Source organism: Xenorhabdus siamensis, from assembly GCF_037996745.1.
GTDB classification, from domain to species: Bacteria; Pseudomonadota; Gammaproteobacteria; order Enterobacterales; family Enterobacteriaceae; genus Xenorhabdus; species Xenorhabdus indica.
The window spans coordinates 60,356-80,357 of sequence record NZ_JBBMXE010000015.1 but is presented as its reverse complement, the minus strand read 5'-3'; the positions used below and the strand labels follow the sequence as shown (position 1 = coordinate 80,357).

Genomic DNA, 20,002 nt, shown 5'->3' with positions numbered 1-20,002 from the left:
CAATGATACAAACCGAACTCTGGTTGCCCCAGAAGTCTATGATCAGTTCGGAGTCTTTATTGGTATATATCAGGCAGTCAATATCAACAGTATTGGTCAAAAAGGGCTTGAGGTGCGACTGTTATCCGATCCGACGAAACCGGACACAACAATAGCCGCAGGTGACATGATCACGATTAAAGCTTATATCTCACACAGCGTCGATACTCTCTCACCAGCCCGTCCTTTACCGATAGTAGTTATTGAAAATCACCCTGTGAAACCGAATGAAATAATAGATGGTTATTATAAGGTTATCATCAAACCTGAATTGCTGATGGGGTATGGCTCATCAGGGGGTGATGACGATAGCACTATCGCGATAGACTACAGACGTGTTGCTCAGAACCAGAAATCGAAACTTTATATCAGGAGCTTTGGTACAAGCTTTGGTATAGCCGAATCTTAACTAACCAAAATAAGTGGCAGCTAATAACTGTCACTTTTTATTAATCTGGCGGCAGTTTACATTGTCATAGGAATACAGATTTCATGCAGTTTGCAGCCACATAAACTCCGTTTGGTAATATCAAAATAATTAAATTAATTGGTCAGAGGTGATTATATGCCTATAAAAAACAGTCTGACGGCCCCTTTTTTACCACAAAGTAGCAATGGTATTATTGATGAATCAGAACTAAGTCAACCCGTATTGGTGGTAGTAGTAAATCAATATGAAAAAGCCCATATTGGCGATTATATCATTGTTCATTTGAATGGAGATGTAAATATATCGTCAAAACCATTTTATATCATAGAGGAAAATATTCATCTTCCTAACTATGAAATAATAATACCATTTTCTGATATTCCTCTCGGTAGCTATGATGTTTTCTATACTGTTACCGACTGGACAGGAAATCCGGTGTCATCTGTAATTAGCCGCGTTACAATTAAAAAATCAGCTTTCCCCCTGCCTGTGGTCATCGCTTCTTTAGAGGCAGAGATTTTGGCGAATGGTATGTTAGCCAATGATTACACTCCGAATTCGATACTCATCACAGCCTTAGATGAAAAAAAGAAGATAATACCCGGCGCATCAATACACATCGTCACCCATGACAACACGCATATTACGCCGTCTTCTGGTGTTACAAACCAGGATGGACAAGTGGTTTTTTGTGCGACTTCTGATACTTGCGGTCTTTCTTCAATACAAGTCGTATCAGGAAATATCAAGGATAAGATTGAACTGTATTTTTCTCCGGTTAATGAAGCAATAGTAATAATAACTGGAAGTGAAAAAATTGGTGAAGAATACGAAACAATTACAATTCAGGTTTTCGATAAAAATACAAAGAACCAATTAAAAACTCTATTGTTCATTATAAAATAGACCAGGCTATAAGCATGAGTAACATATTAGAAATTTCTTTAAACCCCAAGACAATCCGGCCAATGATTACAGATGAAATAGGGCAATTCCAAATAAACCTGAAAGGTAAGTCGGGAGGAAGTTGTATTATAAGGGTTACTGCCAACAATTATGTCGGAAGCATAAACTATACCATGGGAAAACAGTAAGGAGATATTAACGATGGCAACGAAAACACTTTATTTTACAGGTGTAGAAAATAATTGGCATGTATCGTATTACTTTCTGACGCAAGCTGGTTATGATTATACAGTGACATTATTAGATAAGGATACTGGACAGGTTTACGAGACTTGGAGCAAACCAGATGACCCATCTGGCGACCCTCACAGTACGGCAGGTATCATTCTCTTCACAGGCGCATCTGGAAAACTTATATGTAAAGTTGATTGTCCCGAAAGCTCCAGGCTTGATGTTGACATGAGTAACAGTGATATAACTGCAAATGCGGGACAAATAACGCTAGGAAAGACCTATACCGCCGCCTTTGAGGATAACGGTGGCTCAATCGATTTTAATGACTTGTTTATCTCTATCGCAGGGTGGAAATACTACGAATAAGCTCAAGCAGTTATTTTGTCATCAGAGAAGATCTCTGGGATTCTCATCGTGGGGTATTATCCCCACGATTTCCTGTTAATTCCTGTGGCCCTTACTTCATCACCATGTCATCCTTAAGCCTATTTTTGCGCTCAGCTTGTAGCTGTCTGCAAAATTATTCAGGCTGGTGTTAACTGAAGTCTGACCATAGACGAAAGAATGGCTATCATTCCAACTGTAGGAACCCCCGATACCTGTCTCACCCCAAGTGTGATCATTCCCACCGTGGAAGGCAACATTAGCCACATTAACCGCGTCATTACGCCCCAGAAGTTCCTGACGAATGTTGAAAAGGCCGTAAAGATTAGCGGCTTTTTCATCCTTGCTCTGATCATCGCGCCACTTTTGGCTGTAGTCTAGTGTTGCGCCCAGGCGTAATTTCATATTCCTGCTTTGATCAAAGCGGACTTTGGCACCAAATATGTCATGGAAGTTATTCATATCGATGGAGGAGAACACGAGTTGCGCCTGCGGGGTCAGTGACCATTCTGGACTCAAGTCAAATCGTTGTCCTGCTTCCAGGCTCACCGCATATCCCAGAGCAGACTTATTATTCCCCAGTTGCCGGCTGGCAGTTTTTGAATTCAGGTCATTGCCAAAGTAGGTAACCTGAGCTAACCCATCCAAATAAAACTGATTATTGCCGTACCACGTGCTTGTTGTGCCTATTGTGTAACCCTGCGCACGAATGTTACCTGCACCATGCACAGAGCCTGCATCAGCATTAATATTCGAATATTGCAGGAAAACACCGCCTGCCGCTGAACCCTGGTCATTTTCATAAAAGCGCCTGTTTATGCCGATTTGAGCACGGGTCATGTTATAGGTGATAGCGCCAGCACCCGATGTAGAGACACGTGGCGATAATTTACCGTAAGAAGCGGTCATACGTCCCCATACCCCATTGGGTATCTGGCGTGTACTCTCGTTAGTGTTGTACTCACTCGCGGCATTTCTGAAATTATCCATGTCAATCGGCTTGCGCTTACGTCTGCCGATCCGGTCACGCAAGGACGCTGGCGTATTCAGCGTCTGTAAAACTCGTCCGTAAGCCTCGTAAACACTCACACCAGCCTGATAAAGCTGTGTCGGTTTAGCGTTGGGTTTTGAACTGATCAACAATGAGCGCAGATACCAGTTTCCATCCGCATTGTTAGTACCATTCTTATAAAGACGGTAGGCATAGGCACCAGCTACAACGGCAGGATCTCCTCTATAATTATAGTCGCCAACCAGATTGAAAATACCATTTGATGCCCCCAGGACATCAATAACCCTGATACCTTCAGTCGTCTGTGCCCCCGCTCCCCCGACGTTTTTGATCACAAGATGAGTTGAACCCGATGTGCTGCCTTTCACTACAAGTTTGTCAGTCTTTGAGTGATCCCCGCCCAACACGGTTGATAAAGTCACTGTGCCGTTATTGCCCTTGTAATCACTTGCGATAGTCAGTGTACGCCCGACATTTTTGTTATCTCCGCCAAAGAACACAGTGCCACTGTTATTCAAAGCGGAAATTGTTGTGTCATGGTTGAAATAAAGACTACCCGCATTATCAATATTACTGGTGATACTTCCCATTTTATTTTTGTCACCCAGGCGCAATGTGCTGCCAGATAATATCTTGACAGTACCGACATTCATATCGTGGGTATAGGTAATATCCAGATTCTCCGCTGTAGCCCCTTTTCCCCCGATGGTGACAACTGAATTTTTCGACCCGGACACATTGCCCTTCAGGGTTGCATTTGGGCCAGACATATAAAGACTGGCGTTGCCAAGTTCCACATCGCCATCAATAGTGCCTGAATTAGAAATACCATGAGTAATGGTGCCTTTATTATTAATAGAAAACTTATCTCCGCGTATCACGCCTCCAGACGCATTCGTGATGGTATCAACAACGCCTTTAGCGTCGATAGAAATTCCATTTCGCTTTCCATATAGCAAGGAAGCATTGGTAATCTGTTTTATCCTGGACGGCCTCATGCTGGAACCATCCAGTAGAGCCTCGCCTTGCCCGGCGACCTGAATTGCGTCCTGCTCAACTGTGATCCCTTTACTTCCAGAGCGATTATTGAGGTTTCCGAGCCGTCCTCCATTTTGAACCAGAACACCATGCTTGGGGCCAGTCACTGTTCCATCATTATTGAAAGTATCGACATTACTGCCAGCATCAATAACAAATGTTGCGAGATTAGAGCTGATATTATCCTTCAGAGATGTCAATATGCCACTATTATCAAGAGTCTTAAGTGTTGAAGATGCAACAGTTATCCCGTCAATCGATCCTTCTTTCCTATTTAGGAGGGTATTTACGCGCCCATATTGACTATTATTATTTGCTTGACTTGCCTGCTGGATCATTATTGAATTAAAGGATTCAGGTTCATCACTGGCTTTGATTATGCCAGAATTATCTAACGTGTTTATTTGACCAGAAACCCATACGGCTCCATTGATTCCACTTATGGTTCCGTGATTAAGCAGCTTTCCAACAGAACCACTGTAAGTTACTGTGACTCCACTACTTCCCTGTAAAACTCCATTATTCTCAATGCGTTCAACGGGAATTACTTGTGCCAGATTATTGTTAATGCCGACATTGACCGCACTGTATTTCAGCCCGTAGCTATCTGAACCACTCGGTAGTCCTTTGGGAACATCAATTGATGCGTTTTTCTTGATAGTAAGATTTTCGCCATTTGAGAGATTACATGGTTCTGTCTCATTTCCAGAAATGGTGGTTTGCGCATTCGAAGAGCCGCATGATGAGACCGCTATTGCATCAACACTTATTACAGGAAACAATAAAGCTATTCTAAGGGTTATTGGGAATACAGTGTGCCTGTATATCTTCATAAAAGGGACCCCTAAATAATCTGCTTTTCATCTAAATAATTAAGTGGATCTTACTAAAAGTAGTATTACTAAGTAGTATTACTGTAGAATAAATTTACCACAGCGTCGATATATAGGTTGGGTTCGCTTGGGGAGCAACGGAACCATAATGGCGATTAAGGGATTAAGTAGACAAAATTTTCAGGGGTTCTGGCTGAGAACCCCTGTTGTACGCTAAGACGATTTTTTCAGTACGACTCAACCCTTCGCACCTCCATAATCATTCCCCCCCTTAAGCAATGAATACGTTGTCAGATACATCAGTGTTCTGCGTTTTGTTGACGCCAAAACCTCGTTATTTCAATAGTATTCATCAAGCTCTCCTTATCTGTTTTTTAGTGTGTAATAATACTTATTATTTATTTATTGGAGGTCTGCCAGCCTTTGGGCTATTTTTACGTATCTCTTCAAACAGCTCTAGGCGTTTACTTTCAGGTAAACGTTCCAGCGCTTCCAGTGCTGATCGGATAACTTCTGCTCGTGAAATACTTCCTTCATGCTGAAAACGGAGTGATTTTTCCAGGTCTTCTTCGGTTAATGTCAGATTAACACGAGTTACCGCAGAGGCTGAACCAGGTTTATGAACGGCAGTACTAATGAACTGCCGCAACGTGGTTTCCTTATTCTCTGGGGTAATAATTTTTTTTGGTAGCTTAGCCATTATATATTCACTTTTTAGTGTGTAATATTACACATTATATTATTTCTAATTCGTTTAACAGTATCTCTATCTCTCCGCGAGCTTTATTTCCGCCTTTGTCATTAAACTCATGCACTCCTTGCCCTGCGTTATAGGCGACTTTGTAAGCCTTTCGTGAATATATACGCTGGCGAGGAACGGGTAACCAGTCCGGATCATCATTAAGCATTTTTCGCAATTCTCCTGCGTCTTGGTCACGTGGATCTGTGACGCAGCGGTTAAGTACAATCCAGGGTTTCATTGTGGGATTGAGCGATGCTTGTGCTGTTTTCACATCCTCAACCATCCGTGAAAGGGTATTGATCTCTATCTGTGCCCCTGGCTCAATGAATGATAGCAGCACGTCAGCACAGGTCAGCGCTTTACGAAACTCCGCAGATTTTTTCCCTGGAGTATCCAACAGAACATAATCAAATTTTATAGCTAGCTTTTTGGCTCGTTCAGCTATGTCGGTGTAGCTCTCGAAATAGTTCACTTCTGGAGTGATACCAGCTTCCTGTCTGTCAGATACCCAGTCTTTAATGCTCTGTTGGTCGTCGCATTCTAAGACTGCACATTTTTTTCCTATTTTGAGTAGGTAGGTTAGAATTGATACTAGGATAGTTGATTTTCCAACCCCTCCTTTGTGACTACCAAACACAATGATTTTTCCCATAATTCCTCCGTTCATTAATTGTGTGTATTATTACACACAATTAATGAATTATATCAATTTCTTTGGAATAATCAATGTTAATAGTGTGTATTATTACTTACTATTTTTATGGGCGGGAGCATTTGGGGTAAGCGCGATGTTTATGATAATGTTCCATTTAACGCAATGAGTTTTACTAGATGGTGACTACAAAAATTAGTCGTTACATAAGGTCAATAGTTATGGATATAATGCCTTCAACTGATTATTGGAAACTGCTCCTTACTGGCTCTGATACACAACGCTTAAAATCTGATATGTTCAACATATCTATAGATATAAACTCTTTAATCATTACTATTGTTCTGCCAGCAAATATCAAAAAACATAAGTAACAAAAAGGGGCTTACGCTCCTTTTTTTAGCTGTAACATTACGTTTTCCGTTGTTTTTAATACTGTTTCTAAAGCTCTTTCATATTGCAATATTCTTTTTTTAGCTAACATCAATTCTTCTTCTAATGGCGTATTGTCTTTTCTGTGCAATTTTAGAACTTCTTCAGCAAAAATATCATCATCTATGTAAAAGTAGCATGGAGGAACGTTTAGAATAGCTGCCATTTGACAAGCAGTATTGTAAGCTGGAGCAATAATCCCACGCTCATATCTAGATATAGTTGCTTTAGCTACATCCTCATCTTCAAAGCCTAATTTTTCACCTAATTCTCGTTGAGAAAGTCCCTGTGCTCTTCTGGACTCCGATAGTCGTTTTTTGTTCATTGCATAAATCTTATGTTTAACTTGACTATTGTCTATCACTGTTACAGAATGAACTCCAGAAACACAATTTGTTTACGTAAACCATATGTGTTTCCTGTGTGGAGCTTTGGATAGAACCTGTATCTATGTTTGTAACATCAGGGAATAATACATACTGAATAATAACAAAAGAACGCTATCGCTACCTACACCCCTTCTATAAGGGGTTTTTTTAAGGCTTATCATGAGTGAAATAAATTTTCATATTGATGATGTAATTAAAGAAAGAATAATGTCTCTATCATGGAAAGAAGACCAAATACCTACACTATATAAAAAAATCATAGATATTACTCATTCGTTTAACGAGTGTAGTAATGATATCTGCATAATATGTATACATATATTATATTCATCTATAAAGAGTGGAGTATTAGACGAAGAAAAAGAAACATGGGAAATGCTAAATGATGATGTGGCATATAAATTTGAAGTGATTGCATCTTATCTCATGCTGGATGCAAAAAATCGTGTTGAAGTAATAATGTTTAATAAATTCAATTTTATCGAATCAAAACTAAATTAAATTTTCTTTTTTCATAAATTCGCTGCCTACGTTTAATAGGTAGCAGATTATATCTTATCATATATCTTCCTCTGCTAATACAAGGTAAGCTAAAAAATAATTTAAAATCAATTTATTAAACCATTCATGCACTTATGGCAAGATCTTTGGTGCTCCGATAAGGATTTATACCAATCTAACTTGAAGATGCAGGTTTTAAAGTCTGAAAATTATCAGTCAGTCGAGTCGTGAGCTCTTTCGCTTTTTCTGGCAAAGTGACATGAAAAAAGTGACGAAGGGTTTCACGGAAGGTCTTCGCATCCGGAAAATAGATATTGTTACGCACTTGCTCATTCATATACTTCCACAATCGCTCTATCGGATTGAGGTTTGGGCTGTAAGGCGGGAGATAATGCAATTCAATATTCAGGACATATGCAATATCTTTCACCAACTCGGCTCGGTGGTAACCCGCTCCATCCAGAATGAGGTGGATTTTTTGCGACAGCGGGTAAGTTTCTCGGAGCGCACCGAAGAAATAGGCGATATTTTCAGCATTAATGCTTGGATATTCACGGATCACGGTGTCTTCAATCCGTTGTAAATTCAGCGCACCCAGAATATTGAGACGGGTACGACTGCCGGTGGTTTCAACCTCTTTTACCTGATTTTTCCCTGCTTTCATCCAGCCATAACTGAGCTTTGTGGACTGTGAAGGATGCACCGCATCAATAAATAGGATCGGCTCATTCTGAGCCGCCCTGTCTTTCAGCATCTTGTAGTCATCAATAAATTGTTGCTGTTTATCCGCATCGAATTTATGAGGCACTCCCTTTGGCTTTTTATAGCTGAAACCCTGGCGGTGAAGCCATTTCGTCATACCCCCCACGCTGAAAGACACCTGCCAACGTGCTTGGACATAGGCCACAATTTGGGTCGTGGTATGCATCAAATTGGCGGTCAAATATTCAATCAGGTCAGCGGTTTGTTCGGCAGAGAGATGGCTTTCAGAGCCCCCATTTTCCGGCGTCAGCTTTTCCTGAGCGATGAAGTCTTTTAGGTGACGGCTGACCGTACTTTCATGAATACGCAAGGCCTGGGCTATCATCTGAGCTGTCCAGCCTTCGGAGGCCAAAAGCACGGCCTTGATGCGATCACAGACTCGACTGTCACGCGTGGTATCATGCATCAATTCGAGGGCACGTTTTTGTTCTGGTGTCAGATGAATTTTCATGGTTGCAAGCATGATCTGATTTGGATAAGAAATCAAGCATCTTCAATGGCGATTGGTATAACCGAATGCCATTGCTAAGCCAGAACCGTCCAAAATGTTGCCACATTTATCATCAACTGATTCAAATCGTGTTATTATATTGAGGTTTCTCTATTTTCACTTCGCCTATCTTTAATTATGACCATAAAGCATAGAATTAATAAGGGTAACAATATGACTATTTATATTAAAGGACTTACTACCAATAGATACCAGTTTGCTCGCGGCCCTATAACCCAAGAAGTCAAAGAAAAATTAATTGGTATGATCAATAATTCATCAGAAAAACATGAGTTACTTGCTGAGGATATAATAGAAATTATATCAGTTGCTCGATACGATCCTGACGGCTTTCGGGCGGTGAATAAATCTCTAGATAGCCTTAAAGGTGCCTACGATTTAACGGATTAGTGTATTTATGGGTGAACATAACCTAAAACTTAGCCATTGATTAATTACTTCTTTTACTCACTCGCGTGACTGTTTGGTCAGAAACACCAACAAGACGGGCTGTTTCTCTGATAGACTTACCTTGAAGCCGAGTGTGCATATGACTTCTGATAAAATAATTTCAGAAGTCATATGCACTAAACACAATTAGATCTCTAGGCGGTATTCGTACTTATTTGAAGATATTTAGTTATTGTGAAAAGTATTTATATTAATAAAAATCATAACGTTACGGTGATTATTTATCATATTGTTTTACCATCCAAATATCGGCGGGCTGTTTTTGATTCTCAGGTAGAGGCAGTTTTGAAAGGTGTATGCTCAGACCTTGAAAGAAATTACCAGATAAGATTTCTGGAAATTGGCACCGAGCGTAACCATGTCCATTTTTTGATTCAGTCCGTCCCAACATACAGCGTAACTTTTGGACTGATGGGTATTTTGCAAGCACCGTAGGTAAGCATGGTGATGAAAATATGATTGTTAGTTATTTTTGAAAAATAATGGAAAAGAGTACAAAATTTTGCACTCAAATCATCAAATCACTTTGCTTTAAAATACCCCGCTGCTCGCGGTGGGGTTGTTTATAAATTTTCTTCGAGAGTTACAGCTTGTACTACCCTACCTAATACATCTCCTCGTTATAAAAATCGTCATCTTTTGTTTCTATCTAGTAACTCTCTCCTTTCTCGCTGGGATCTCAGAAATTTTCGACTAAACAGGTGATTGCTTAAAAATTGATGGTTATCGCAGTTACCCGGTCACTTTTTTTATTAATTTGTTTGTTAATTAGTTTGTTTGTTTGTTTGTTTTTCTATTGGGTGTATAATAAATGAATAATTCACCACAATGGAGATAGGCTCATGCGTCCAGCAACTTTTGAACCACAACAAATCATTGAAGCAGGGTTGGAATTGCAGGCTAAAGGGCGAAATATTACCTGTCTCTTATACACAACTTTGTATCCTGCTGTTTTTTTTATATGAATTATTTTAAACTTATCGAGACAGCATTGGGAAATATTTCCTTTAAAATCAGTTGGGTATATTTATCAAATTGCGGTCATTTGCTCGTAATTTGAGATGTGACTAAAAGACAGGAAATATTACCGGGTTTGCTCTGCGTAATAAGGTCGGTGGAGGTAATCCCGGAAGGTTGAAACAAATATGGGATGAATACCTCTCAGCACAGACTGAAGTCACGGCAGAGCCTATTGCTGAGCTGCCAGTTGAAGTGTCCGAAAAAATTGAAACTGTATCGTTGGAGCTGATTGAACGTATCAAGCAACTTACCATAGAGCTAAATGACAAGGCCATAAAAGCAGCAGAACGGCGGGTTTCCGAAGTTACTCGCGCAGCAGATGAACAGACTGCGCAGGCTGAACGGGAGTTGGCCGATGCCGCACAGACCGTGGATGCTCTAGAAGAACAGCTAGATGTATTGCGTAAGAAACATAATATCATGCTGGCCGCGTTAGATAACAGCAGGGAAAAAGAACAGACTCAAGCTGTAGAGTTAGCTCAATTACATGAACGTCTGGCCGCTATAGAGAAACAACTTACGGAATAATACGCAAAAGCGTCGATAAAAAGTCATGTTAATAGTATAAATACCGATATTTATACTATTAACATAATTCTACCAATCAGTGAATTCTCATTTATCCACTTTTTCGAATTAGATTAATTGTAAATGAAAAATTTACCTCGAATATCTGGATGAGAAAACAACAATGGGGGATATCCAGCGCATTATCAAAAGCGTACTGCCGGAAGAATTTACACCAAAATTTGACCAGACCGCTCTGATTGATGTTATAAGTCAATTGACAAAGGGAACATTCGCTCGTGTTTCGCCGGTTGAAGATCAGGGGGAGTCCCCTGTACATCATTCATTGGCGGAAGAGAAGGATGATAACATAAAAGAGATGTAAGATGCGGAAAAATTGCCGATGAAACAGGTTTATTACGACGAAGGTTTTAATGGTAACAATAAGTATACGTTTGAAGTTTATCTGCGTGAGGATGGTACATACTTGGCCCTATCACGCCGTTGGAACCGAAAACTTAATCTGGTTCAGGACGAAACTCAGTTTGAAGCCACAACACGAGAAGCCTTGCGCGAGCAAAATTACCCGCGTACCCGTCAGGTTAAAATCTTCCTGAATTCTGATTTCTGGAGCCAGCAAAATGAGCAGAGTTAAAATCGTCTCTGAAGTCCCTAATCCAAAAGCAATCGAGCTGTTGCGAAAAAAAATGAGCCTCACTCAGACTGAATTGGGCGAAATTATGGGGCTGACATTACGGGCATGGCAGAAGAAAGAGGCCGCAGGTGAAAATGTACATCACATGAATGCTACTAAATTGGTGCCCGGTGAGTACAATTTTTTACTATTAATGGCTGATTTGCATCCCTATTATCAGTTAACAGAGACTTTTGATGCCCAAAAAATGGTAATGGGATCATCTACAGCAGAAGAAGTGAAACATTTTCGGACGGTATTAGGGCTGACAACCTCTGAGATGGCTAAGTTGATGGGGTATTCTCTATCAACCTGGCTTGGCAAGGAATATCCTAAAAAAGATCTCAAAAAATTAAAACGGGCCGAATACAATTTCTTGTTACTACTTACCGAAGAGCATCCTAACATGAAAATAATAAGAGGCGTTGGGAAAGATTTAAAGCAATACCATTCTAAGACGTTAACAGCGGCTGAATACCATTTGCTGTTATTAATCTCCGACCTGCATCCTTATTATCGGTTAGAAGAACCGTTTGAAATAACGAATCTGATTAAAGAGATGCCAGAAGAGCTGCCTATTGAAGCGCTCAGAAATACTTTGCAGTTAACACAGAGTGATATAGCGAATCTCACGGAATATACTGTGGCGGCTTGGCAGGCAAAAGAAAAAGAGCAGGCAACCATTGCGGATATCAAATTAAGGGCAGAAGAATATAATTACCTGCTACTGCTTGCCGGAAAGCATCCGAATATGAAGATGTTACACACGGCACCAAAAACTGCTTCTTAATGGAGCATGGCGCACCAAAGGCATTTTCCCCAAAAAAGCCGGGCAAAATGTCGCCTGGACTACGCTAATCGCCCAAAATGCCGGGCGATAAGCTCCGCAGAGCCACGGTGTGTCTCTGTCCTGCCGGATACCAAGCGATGCGTAAAACTGAATAATTGCCTATATGGTCTTTAAAAAATAGAACCCGTCGGGTAAGTGGTTGCGCCCACTACGTGTTCACAACCACGTTGATCAAGTGTTTTTTATCGGTGAGTTGTCAATCACTAAATCGGAACCCTAAAGGGTGCCCCCGATTTAGCGTTTGACAAGGCTGGCTAAGGTGATTTTCAGTGCGTTACCAGAGCCTTATAGAAATTCGGATCATTTTGAATAATCGCTAAAACTTTTGCAGCCAGACCGGTCGGATTTCGCCGTTTCTGTTCCCAGCTTTTAATTGTATCAATGCTAGTACCTAGCGCCTCGGCCATTTCTGCCTGAGAAATGTTAAGCTGGGCGCGTATAGCTTTAACGTCGGCAACTTCGTAGCGAGTCACACGCGCAGCCTCTTTATGGCCTTTTTTAATTTCAACGGCTTCCTCTAGGGATGCTTTCAACTCGTCAAAAAAGCTCATTTTACACCTCATTTTTCAGTAATTTTGCCAGTTTTTTCAATTCTGCTTTTTCTGCATTGGTTAAGCTATCTTTTTTGCTTTTGGGATAAGCCATCACTAGATAAATAAAATCTTCTGTTGCTAGAAAATAGATAACTCTGGTACTACCACTTTTTCCTTGTGAACCTGTAGCCATTCTGATCTTACGCAATCCTCCCGTGCCCGAAATGATATCGCCTTTGTCCGGGGATTCGATCAACTCTCGTTGTAGTTTTTGCAGATCGTCATCAGTAGCAAGCTCTTTTATCTGCCGGGTAAACAGACTGGTTTCAATAAATTCTATCGCATGGGCCACAGGCAAACCTCCTTTTTGTTAGAGTACATTGTACTCCTTTTGGGCGAAAATTACCAGCCTGAGAGAGAAATTTATTTATATTAATATTGATGATGTGTTCATTTTTACTTTAAAAAATGAAATTTAAATGTATTCAATCGGCTATAAAAATAAATTTTATTTTAATTATATTGATAATTAATCTATTTGGTCGTATAATATATTTATTGAAACGGCAATCGACCTGTTTCGCGGTAACACCCCGTTTGGCGTAGGAGTAAACAAAATGAATGATTCTCAAAAATGGCAAGAAACCGAATTCGCCGCTTTAATGACAAGCACAGGCTTTAAACTCCAACATATCGAGGGCAATAATGTTTGTTGTTCTGAGCGTGTGTATATTGTGGGGGAAAAGGGCGATCTGTTTAAAGATGGTATATGTCAGATTAAGCTAGGCAAAGTAGCGTCTGCATTGGTTCAGGTTACGGAAAAATTACGACTTGAATGGCTCAATAAAATGGCAAAGGGTGAGGAATCTAATGCTTATGAACTCTATCAGCAAGCGCGAAAAGAGCGTTATTCAGAGCTTGCTGATAAAGCCAGAAATCAGGGACAGGCAGCACTGAAACAAGCCAGAGATATTATGAGCTTTATTCCCCTGGGACAACCTATTTTAGTTGGTCATCACAGTGAGCGCCGTCACCGCCGAGATCTCGAAAAAATCGAACGCCTTGAAAGAAAAGCGTATTCTGAATGTGAGGGCAAGGCGAGCTATTATGAAACAAAGGCCGAAAATATCGGCAATGGTGGCGTTTCGGGTGATGATCCCGATGCTGTCTGGAAACTGACACAAGAACTTAAAAAGTTAATTGCAAATCAGGAATTGATGAAATCATGCAATAAAGTGATAAAAAAATACAGTGATGAAGAAAAAAGAAAAAATGAATTGAAAATATTAGGGCTGACAGATAAAAAAATTCATCATTTGCTTTATCAGGAATTAGGGGTTGGCTTTGAGTCTTTTAAATTAACCAATAATAACGCCAGAATAAAAAGAGTAATTAGACGTATTGAGGAAATTAAAGCCATAAAAGAGCGTGTATCAGAAACTAATGAGGAATATGAAAACTTTACTTTTTCTATTGATAAGGAAGATAATCGAATTAAATTTATTTTCCCGGATGATAAACGACCAAATGATGAAGTTAAATCCTTATTGAGAAATTACTCTTTTAAATGGAGTCCAACCCGTAAGGCTTATGTAAGGAAAACAACAATTAATGGAGTGAATGGCGGTAGGTATCTTAGAAATAAACTCATTGAGTATTTTAATAAAAATAATTGAAGTTAATATTTAACTTTTTACTGAAATGTTATGGCGCTCACAAAGAGCGCCTTTATTTAAATAAATAGACATTGTAGACCTTTTTTAATTAATTTGTCGTGTGATATTTTTACTGAAACGGCAAGAAGGCCAATTCACGGTAACGCCCCGCTTGGCGTAGGAGTTGAATCATGTTAATTGCAAAAGAAAATCCCCACTCAGACGAAGCTGTCAACAAGTCAAAAAAGCCAGTAGTAGCTCAGGTAAAAAATGTAGTCTCTAAAAAAACGGCGAAAACCTCAAAATCTGCGTCTAAAAAAACCGATGCACCAGAGGTGTATCAGGCATTAGATGCGCTAGAAATTATTTCTATTCCACTTTCTGAATTAGTCCCCAGTGAGCTGAATGTACGTAAACGCCCAGATGATGAAACCAAACTTACTGAGCTGGCAAACAGTATTCAGGCCGTTGGGGTTTTACAAAATTTGGTTGTTCATGTGCTGGGAAATGGCAAATACGGCGTAGCCGCAGGGCAAAGACGTTTACAAGCCCTCAACACGTTATTACAAAAGGAACTGATTGATCAATCCTACACGGTTCCGGCGAAAGTAGTCAGTGGAGAAGATGCCCTGATTATCTCATTGACCGAAAATAGCCAGCGTGAGGCTATGCATCCAGCCGATCAGCTTATTGCATTCGGAGAACTAAACCGGAAAGGGTACAAAGAAGCCGCGATCGCTGACCTGTTGGGCTACACCACACGCCATGTTAAAAAGTGTCTGCGTTTGGCACAAATGGCACCTGCACTATTAGAAGAGCTGGCGAACGATAACATCACGTTGGAACAGCTACAGGCTTTATCTGTCAGCAATGATCATGAGCGTCAGATTAATGTTTGGAATAACGCCAGTAGCTGGGAAAAAGAGCCTTATCGCTTACGACAAATCATAACACAAGACAAATCACCCGTTGCGGGTAATGCCTTGTTCGAATTAGTGGGCCAGAAAGAATATGAACAGGCAGGCGGTACATTAGAAATCGATCTGTTTACAGATGCTGGCTTTATTGAAAATCTGCCATTGTTAGAAAAATTGGCAAATGAAAAACTGAATTATATTGCGACTGAAATTGCACGTATTGAGGGCTGGAACTGGTCACAGGCGCGTATATCACCGCTTCGGGTATATTCTGATGATGCAGGAAAATATGTACATAGTGAGCCAAAAAATGGTGAAATCGTTGAAAGTTTAAAAGTGGCTTATGATGAAGCAAAAGAGTTAGCAGAAGAAGCGGATAGGTTAGCGAATTCAGAGGAGGAGGAATCTTCACGTAATGAATTATACCGGCTTTCTTGTGAGCGTGATGATCAGCTAGAACATATTGTGAATCAATCCGAAATCTTAGCGTGGACGCCGGAAGAAAAAGCAGGCAAAGGCGTGTTTGTCTCTATCAATGGCGGTTGTATTGGAGTCGATAGGGGGGTTGTTGCGTTGTCATCCACTGAAAAAGAAAAAATAACCGATGCTGATCAAGATATTGCACCAGAAAATAAAGCCGCAGGTGAAGCAAGTACCGGGCAATCACAAAACAAAGGCTATAGCGCGGTATTAACCCAAAGTTTATCTTCCGAGCGCACGTTGGCAGTACAAGCGGCATTGACACAACATACTCATGTGGCTCTGGTTCTGCTCGTTCATGATGCTGTAAAAAAGAATTTTGCTTCCTCTGCGAGTGATTACATAAAACACCTTAATATTATCTTCGAACTTAGCAGGTCAACATTACTGGATAATGCCCCCACAGCCCGCGAGAGCAGAGCATTGTCTTTGCTTAGAGAACAACATGAACATTGGATCGGTCAATTCCCAGAAAACTGGAAAAACAGTGGTCATTGGCTGCTGGAATGGCCACAGGAGAAACTGATTTCATTGCTTGCATATTGTACTGCTAATACTGTTTCTGGTGTTCAATATGTGACTTGTTCTCATAACAAAATTGGTTCCTCTCTTGAACCTATTGAGGCTCTGATTGAGTTTGATTTATCTCAGTGGTGGCAACCAACTCAGGCGAATTTCTTCGGGCGTATTAGTAAAGATCAAATCATTGATTGTCTGATAGATGGAGGCTTTACCGGTGCGGCTATTGATGCAGGAAAAATGAAAAAAGGGGATGCTGCTGAACTGGCAGAAGATCTGTTTAAAAATAGGCATTGGCTCCCTGACTGCTTCAAAACTGACATTAACACCGAAAACTCAGCCGCAGAATAAGACGGAGGCACCGCCTGAAAGGGCGGTGTAGTCACCATGAAGATGATCCCTAATCATTTAGCCTTAGTGCCTGTTAACCACTTTCATTACGCAGCGTCACAGGCCATTATATTGGTCGAAGATAAGAAAAAAAGGGGAAAGTGCTTGAAACGTTATCCTTATGCTTCGGCATTGATAACCATCATTACAGATCAAAAAGGCCCAATAACGTCTGTTAATATGAAACGTGCGCTTCCTGATTATCCAGTAAATCCCCGCGAGCGTCAGAATAAGGAAGCGTACATATCAGCATTAGACATATTGATTGAAAGTCAGGGGGAAATTTGTTTGTTACCGCTTTCAAGTAGTACGGTTGATCAATATTTCCCTGCGACAAAATATAAGTTGCAAGAACGCCGGAATCGGATTATCGATACCAAGAATTTAATAGCAAACCGACAAAGAGAAAAAGAGCGCCAGAAAAAGCGGCGGCGGTATCAAAGTAAACTCGCACAAGCTAACGTAGAATTGGCTTATATTACGCCGAGTGAATTACAGGTATGGTATCACCGACAAAATAAGCAGGGAATATTTGAAGATGATCTCATTGACATGCTGCTTTCATGGAGTGCCCGGTTTACCAAAATTGATCTTCGCTGTTTATCCGAGGGAACGCCGTTATGGGTCGTCATGAAAGAGATGAAAGAAATGTTGAGTTCTCGCTCTTTTATTGAACGTTGGCTGGATGAGATGGTGCGCCCGAATAAATTGAGGGCGCATAACGAATGAGTTGGCTGAGTTTTGGCGGTGTGTAATGTGTTCTGCTGTATAACATCGGAAACGATTTTATTTTTGGGGCACCAAAGGCACTTTCCCCATAAAGAGGGGGAAAGTGTCGCCTGGACTGCGCTTATCGCCCAAAAAACCGGGCGATAAGCTCCGCAGAGCCACGGTGTGTCTCTGTCCTGTCGGATACCAAGCGATGCGTAAAACCGGTCTACCTGTCTGTATGATCCTTAAAAAATAAAACCTGTCGGGTAAGTAGTTGCGCCCACTGCGTGTTCACAACCACGTTGATCAAGTGTTTTTTATCGGTGAGTTGTCAATCACTAAATCGGAACCCTGAAGGGTGCCCCCGATTTAGCGTTTGACAAGATTGGCTATGGTGGCAATTTAAATAGTTACTGAAAATAGATAAACTTAATTATGACTTTATTTAAATAATATTTATTTTAGTGTGCATATTAAAAATTATTAACAATAACAACTTAAATAATAATTAATTACTTTATCTTTTATTTATTTGGTCGTATAATATAATCATTGAAACAGCAATCGGGCTGAGTCACGGTAACGCCCCGCTTGGCGTAGGAAAATAAAAAATGAGTATACAAATTTTGAAGATAGGCCAGTGTTTGGTGAGTAATTTAGGTGATCTCTATGTGGTCAGTGAAGTCTTCCGCCTTGAAAAAGGGTGTAATTATCGATTATTATCGCTTGATGTTGCCGTGGTAACTACTCTATCGCATGGTGTTATTATGCGTTCTGGTTGGGCATTGCAAGATCGAATAATGTCACGAATGGAAATTCAACAACGCATAAACTATATTAATGTATCGAAACGATTATTATTAAATAAAAATAAGATGTCTTGAAAAATATTGAAATTTATATTTATTTATTTTTAATAAATAATATTGTCATTTTATCTATTTGGTCGTATAATATAATCATTGAAACAGCAACAGGGCTGATTCACGGTAACGTCCCGCTTGACGTAGGTGTTATAATTATGAAAGAGAACATGTCCGATCTTACCCCATCCCAGTTTGAAGATATTGTATCTTATCTTCAAAGTGCGGGCACATACGATGCTATTCGTATTTTCCCAGTATGGTCTATGTTAGATGGCTTTCAGGCTGTTAGTGTCCCCAATAACAAAAAACAAGTTGCTATTTTTCAAAATGGGTTACCCGTCGCAGTATATATTTTAAATGATGATGGTTGCACCGAGGGTGTTTATTATTTGTAATAAATAACTTCTATTAATAAAAGCGGAATAATCCGCTTTTATTAAAAATACTCTTTTTGTTAATAAATGTTTTTGAATATATTGATTTTACAAGTTCATTTGAGTAGGGATATATTATGGTAAGTTTAAATAAAGTTTCTCTTATTGGTCATTTAGGTAAAGATCCTGAAATTCGTTATATTCCTAATGGGAATGCGGTTGCTAATCTGAGTTTAGCTACCTCTGAAACTTGGGTTAATAAGCAAACAGGGGAAATACAAAAAAACACTGAATGGCACAAGATTGTAATTTATGGAAAACTTGCTGAGATCTCAGGTGAGTATGCGCGTAAAGGTACGCTTATCTATGTTGAGGGGCAGTTAAAAACACGTAGTTGGACAGATAATCTTGACACCGTTCGTTATATTACTGAGATTGTGATTAACCGAAGTGGGCGATTCCAAGTATTAGAACGTAACTTTGGCAGCAATCAAAGCGCCCCAGAACAGGAAACACCAATATGCTATGAGGCTGAAAGCGACACAGGCACAGGTAAAAGAAAAGCTAAGAGCAAAGGAACAAGCAAGAAAGCTAAAAGCAATTCTGTACTGGCTCCTGTTCCTCAAGATCAAGATTTTCCACTAATTGAAAGTGATCCTCCGTTTTAAATATTTATAAAACTAAATTTGATAGCGCCGTGATAGGCGCTATTCAAGGTAATTTAATTTCCTTTTTTTAAGGCGATTAAATATGTATGAGATAATTATAAAAACAACACATGAAAAGGCGTTAAATTATATTTATTTACCCGTTATTTCTATTGAAATTGTATCATTTCCGACAAATAAAATGGATTATTAAGATGAAAAATAATAACCAAGAAAATAATGAAGTGTTTTCAGTTCGTCAAAGGGTAACCGTTATTGTTAGTGAATTAGATTCAGGGTTTGGCGTTCATTTTTGTAATCATGGATTACTCAGCGGCAGTAATCATAATCTATGGTGGCCATTATCAGAGTCTGCACAGCCTTTCACTGAAATTGAAAATATTATGGTCATGAATAAGATAGCAAAAAATGTCGCTCTCATTATTCTGGTAAGGCGTGAAAAGAAGTTTACTGATTACGAGGTGGTTTATAACACGTTTGAACCTAAAACGTAAACTACGGGG

The 20,002-nt window shown here is 39.9% G+C and carries 22 protein-coding genes and 3 pseudogenes; 18 read left to right on the top strand and 7 right to left on the bottom strand.

All coding sequences use genetic code 11. From position 1 onward, the window contains the following. The 3 genes and pseudogenes from AAC852_RS16430 to AAC852_RS16420 form a co-directional block, all read left to right on the top strand. Positions 1-448: pseudogene (locus AAC852_RS16430) on the top strand (hypothetical protein); the annotation flags it as partial. 156 nt (positions 449-604) lie between these two features. Further along, the gene (locus tag AAC852_RS16425) at positions 605-1,375 is read left to right on the top strand and encodes an Ig-like domain-containing protein (RefSeq protein WP_340621927.1); all 771 of its coding nucleotides are present in this window, start codon (positions 605-607) and stop codon (positions 1,373-1,375) included. Positions 1,376-1,576: 201 nt separating this feature from the next. Then, positions 1,577-1,975, top strand: coding sequence for a hypothetical protein (locus AAC852_RS16420; RefSeq protein WP_340621926.1), 399 nt, complete (start codon positions 1,577-1,579; stop codon positions 1,973-1,975). A 99-nt stretch (positions 1,976-2,074) separates the two neighbouring features. Here the strand turns inward: AAC852_RS16420 and AAC852_RS16415 are convergent, their stop codons facing one another. The 4 genes from AAC852_RS16415 to AAC852_RS16400 all read right to left on the bottom strand — a co-directional run bounded on the left by AAC852_RS16415 (position 2,075) and on the right by AAC852_RS16400 (position 7,027). Continuing rightward, positions 2,075-4,876, bottom strand: a complete 2,802-nt coding sequence (locus AAC852_RS16415) for an autotransporter family protein (protein WP_340621925.1) — start codon at positions 4,874-4,876, stop codon at positions 2,075-2,077. A gap of 394 nt (positions 4,877-5,270) precedes the next feature. After that, positions 5,271-5,576 (bottom strand): hypothetical protein, encoded by a 306-nt coding sequence (locus AAC852_RS16410; protein WP_340621924.1) that lies wholly within the window; start codon positions 5,574-5,576, stop codon positions 5,271-5,273. Positions 5,577-5,610: 34 nt separating this feature from the next. Continuing rightward, positions 5,611-6,270 (bottom strand): division plane positioning ATPase MipZ, encoded by a 660-nt coding sequence (locus tag AAC852_RS16405; protein WP_340621923.1) that lies wholly within the window; start codon positions 6,268-6,270, stop codon positions 5,611-5,613. Between the two features lie 385 nt (positions 6,271-6,655). Continuing rightward, positions 6,656-7,027: a helix-turn-helix domain-containing protein gene (locus AAC852_RS16400; RefSeq protein ID WP_340621922.1), complete on the bottom strand. Its 372-nt coding sequence runs from the start codon at positions 7,025-7,027 to the stop codon at positions 6,656-6,658. A gap of 223 nt (positions 7,028-7,250) precedes the next feature. Here AAC852_RS16400 and AAC852_RS16395 point away from each other — a divergent pair, with 223 nt between their 5' ends. Then, complete coding sequence (locus AAC852_RS16395; protein WP_340621921.1) at positions 7,251-7,592, top strand: hypothetical protein; 342 nt, start codon at positions 7,251-7,253, stop codon at positions 7,590-7,592. Positions 7,593-7,767: 175 nt separating this feature from the next. On the opposite strand, the gene AAC852_RS16390 is transcribed toward AAC852_RS16395, so the two are convergent. Continuing rightward, positions 7,768-8,805 carry an IS630 family transposase gene (locus AAC852_RS16390; RefSeq protein ID WP_340621197.1) on the bottom strand — a complete coding sequence of 346 codons (1,038 nt, stop codon included), beginning with the start codon at positions 8,803-8,805 and terminating at the stop codon, positions 7,768-7,770. Positions 8,806-9,018: 213 nt separating this feature from the next. Between AAC852_RS16390 and AAC852_RS16385 the strand changes: the two genes are divergently transcribed. From AAC852_RS16385 to AAC852_RS16350, 7 genes and pseudogenes are all read left to right on the top strand, one after another. Then, entirely contained in the window at positions 9,019-9,255 is a 237-nt protein-coding gene (locus tag AAC852_RS16385; protein WP_340621920.1) for a hypothetical protein, read from the top strand. A gap of 234 nt (positions 9,256-9,489) precedes the next feature. After that, a pseudogene (tnpA, locus tag AAC852_RS16375) lies at positions 9,490-9,850 on the top strand (IS200/IS605 family transposase). A gap of 307 nt (positions 9,851-10,157) precedes the next feature. Beyond that, entirely contained in the window at positions 10,158-10,280 is a 123-nt protein-coding gene (locus AAC852_RS20075) for a hypothetical protein (RefSeq protein ID WP_422824315.1), read from the top strand. A 118-nt stretch (positions 10,281-10,398) separates the two neighbouring features. Beyond that, positions 10,399-10,848: pseudogene (locus tag AAC852_RS16365) on the top strand (DNA-binding protein); the annotation flags it as partial. A gap of 178 nt (positions 10,849-11,026) precedes the next feature. Then, positions 11,027-11,227, top strand: a complete 201-nt coding sequence (locus AAC852_RS16360; protein WP_340621918.1) for a hypothetical protein — start codon at positions 11,027-11,029, stop codon at positions 11,225-11,227. An 18-nt stretch (positions 11,228-11,245) separates the two neighbouring features. Then, on the top strand, positions 11,246-11,497 hold the full coding sequence (locus AAC852_RS16355) for a sugar ABC transporter substrate-binding protein (RefSeq protein ID WP_340621917.1): 252 nt from the start codon (positions 11,246-11,248) through the stop codon (positions 11,495-11,497). Then, positions 11,484-12,326: a hypothetical protein gene (locus AAC852_RS16350; RefSeq protein ID WP_340621916.1), complete on the top strand. Its 843-nt coding sequence runs from the start codon at positions 11,484-11,486 to the stop codon at positions 12,324-12,326. The genes AAC852_RS16355 and AAC852_RS16350 overlap by 14 nt, the downstream gene beginning before the upstream one ends. A gap of 326 nt (positions 12,327-12,652) precedes the next feature. On the opposite strand, the gene nadS is transcribed toward AAC852_RS16350, so the two are convergent. Further along, the gene (gene nadS / locus AAC852_RS16345; protein WP_340621915.1) at positions 12,653-12,937 is read right to left on the bottom strand and encodes a NadS family protein; all 285 of its coding nucleotides are present in this window, start codon (positions 12,935-12,937) and stop codon (positions 12,653-12,655) included. A 1-nt stretch (position 12,938) separates the two neighbouring features. Beyond that, complete coding sequence (locus AAC852_RS16340; RefSeq protein ID WP_340621914.1) at positions 12,939-13,271, bottom strand: type II toxin-antitoxin system RelE/ParE family toxin; 333 nt, start codon at positions 13,269-13,271, stop codon at positions 12,939-12,941. A 265-nt stretch (positions 13,272-13,536) separates the two neighbouring features. Between AAC852_RS16340 and AAC852_RS16335 the strand changes: the two genes are divergently transcribed. The 7 genes from AAC852_RS16335 to AAC852_RS16305 all read left to right on the top strand — a co-directional run bounded on the left by AAC852_RS16335 (position 13,537) and on the right by AAC852_RS16305 (position 19,993). Further along, the gene (locus tag AAC852_RS16335; protein WP_340621913.1) at positions 13,537-14,595 is read left to right on the top strand and encodes a DUF3560 domain-containing protein; all 1,059 of its coding nucleotides are present in this window, start codon (positions 13,537-13,539) and stop codon (positions 14,593-14,595) included. Between the two features lie 170 nt (positions 14,596-14,765). Continuing rightward, on the top strand, positions 14,766-16,841 hold the full coding sequence (locus AAC852_RS16330; protein ID WP_340621912.1) for a ParB/RepB/Spo0J family partition protein: 2,076 nt from the start codon (positions 14,766-14,768) through the stop codon (positions 16,839-16,841). A gap of 36 nt (positions 16,842-16,877) precedes the next feature. Further along, positions 16,878-17,609 carry a plasmid SOS inhibition protein A gene (locus tag AAC852_RS16325; RefSeq protein WP_340621911.1) on the top strand — a complete coding sequence of 244 codons (732 nt, stop codon included), beginning with the start codon at positions 16,878-16,880 and terminating at the stop codon, positions 17,607-17,609. A gap of 593 nt (positions 17,610-18,202) precedes the next feature. Beyond that, the gene (locus tag AAC852_RS16320; RefSeq protein ID WP_340621910.1) at positions 18,203-18,475 is read left to right on the top strand and encodes a hypothetical protein; all 273 of its coding nucleotides are present in this window, start codon (positions 18,203-18,205) and stop codon (positions 18,473-18,475) included. After that, positions 18,472-18,852: a hypothetical protein gene (locus AAC852_RS16315; RefSeq protein WP_340621909.1), complete on the top strand. Its 381-nt coding sequence runs from the start codon at positions 18,472-18,474 to the stop codon at positions 18,850-18,852. Before AAC852_RS16320 ends, AAC852_RS16315 begins: the two co-directional genes overlap by 4 nt. A gap of 116 nt (positions 18,853-18,968) precedes the next feature. Further along, positions 18,969-19,499 (top strand): single-stranded DNA-binding protein, encoded by a 531-nt coding sequence (gene ssb, locus AAC852_RS16310; RefSeq protein ID WP_340621908.1) that lies wholly within the window; start codon positions 18,969-18,971, stop codon positions 19,497-19,499. Between the two features lie 194 nt (positions 19,500-19,693). Further along, positions 19,694-19,993, top strand: a complete 300-nt coding sequence (locus AAC852_RS16305; RefSeq protein ID WP_340621907.1) for a hypothetical protein — start codon at positions 19,694-19,696, stop codon at positions 19,991-19,993. Positions 19,994-20,002: the final 9 nt, after the last annotated feature.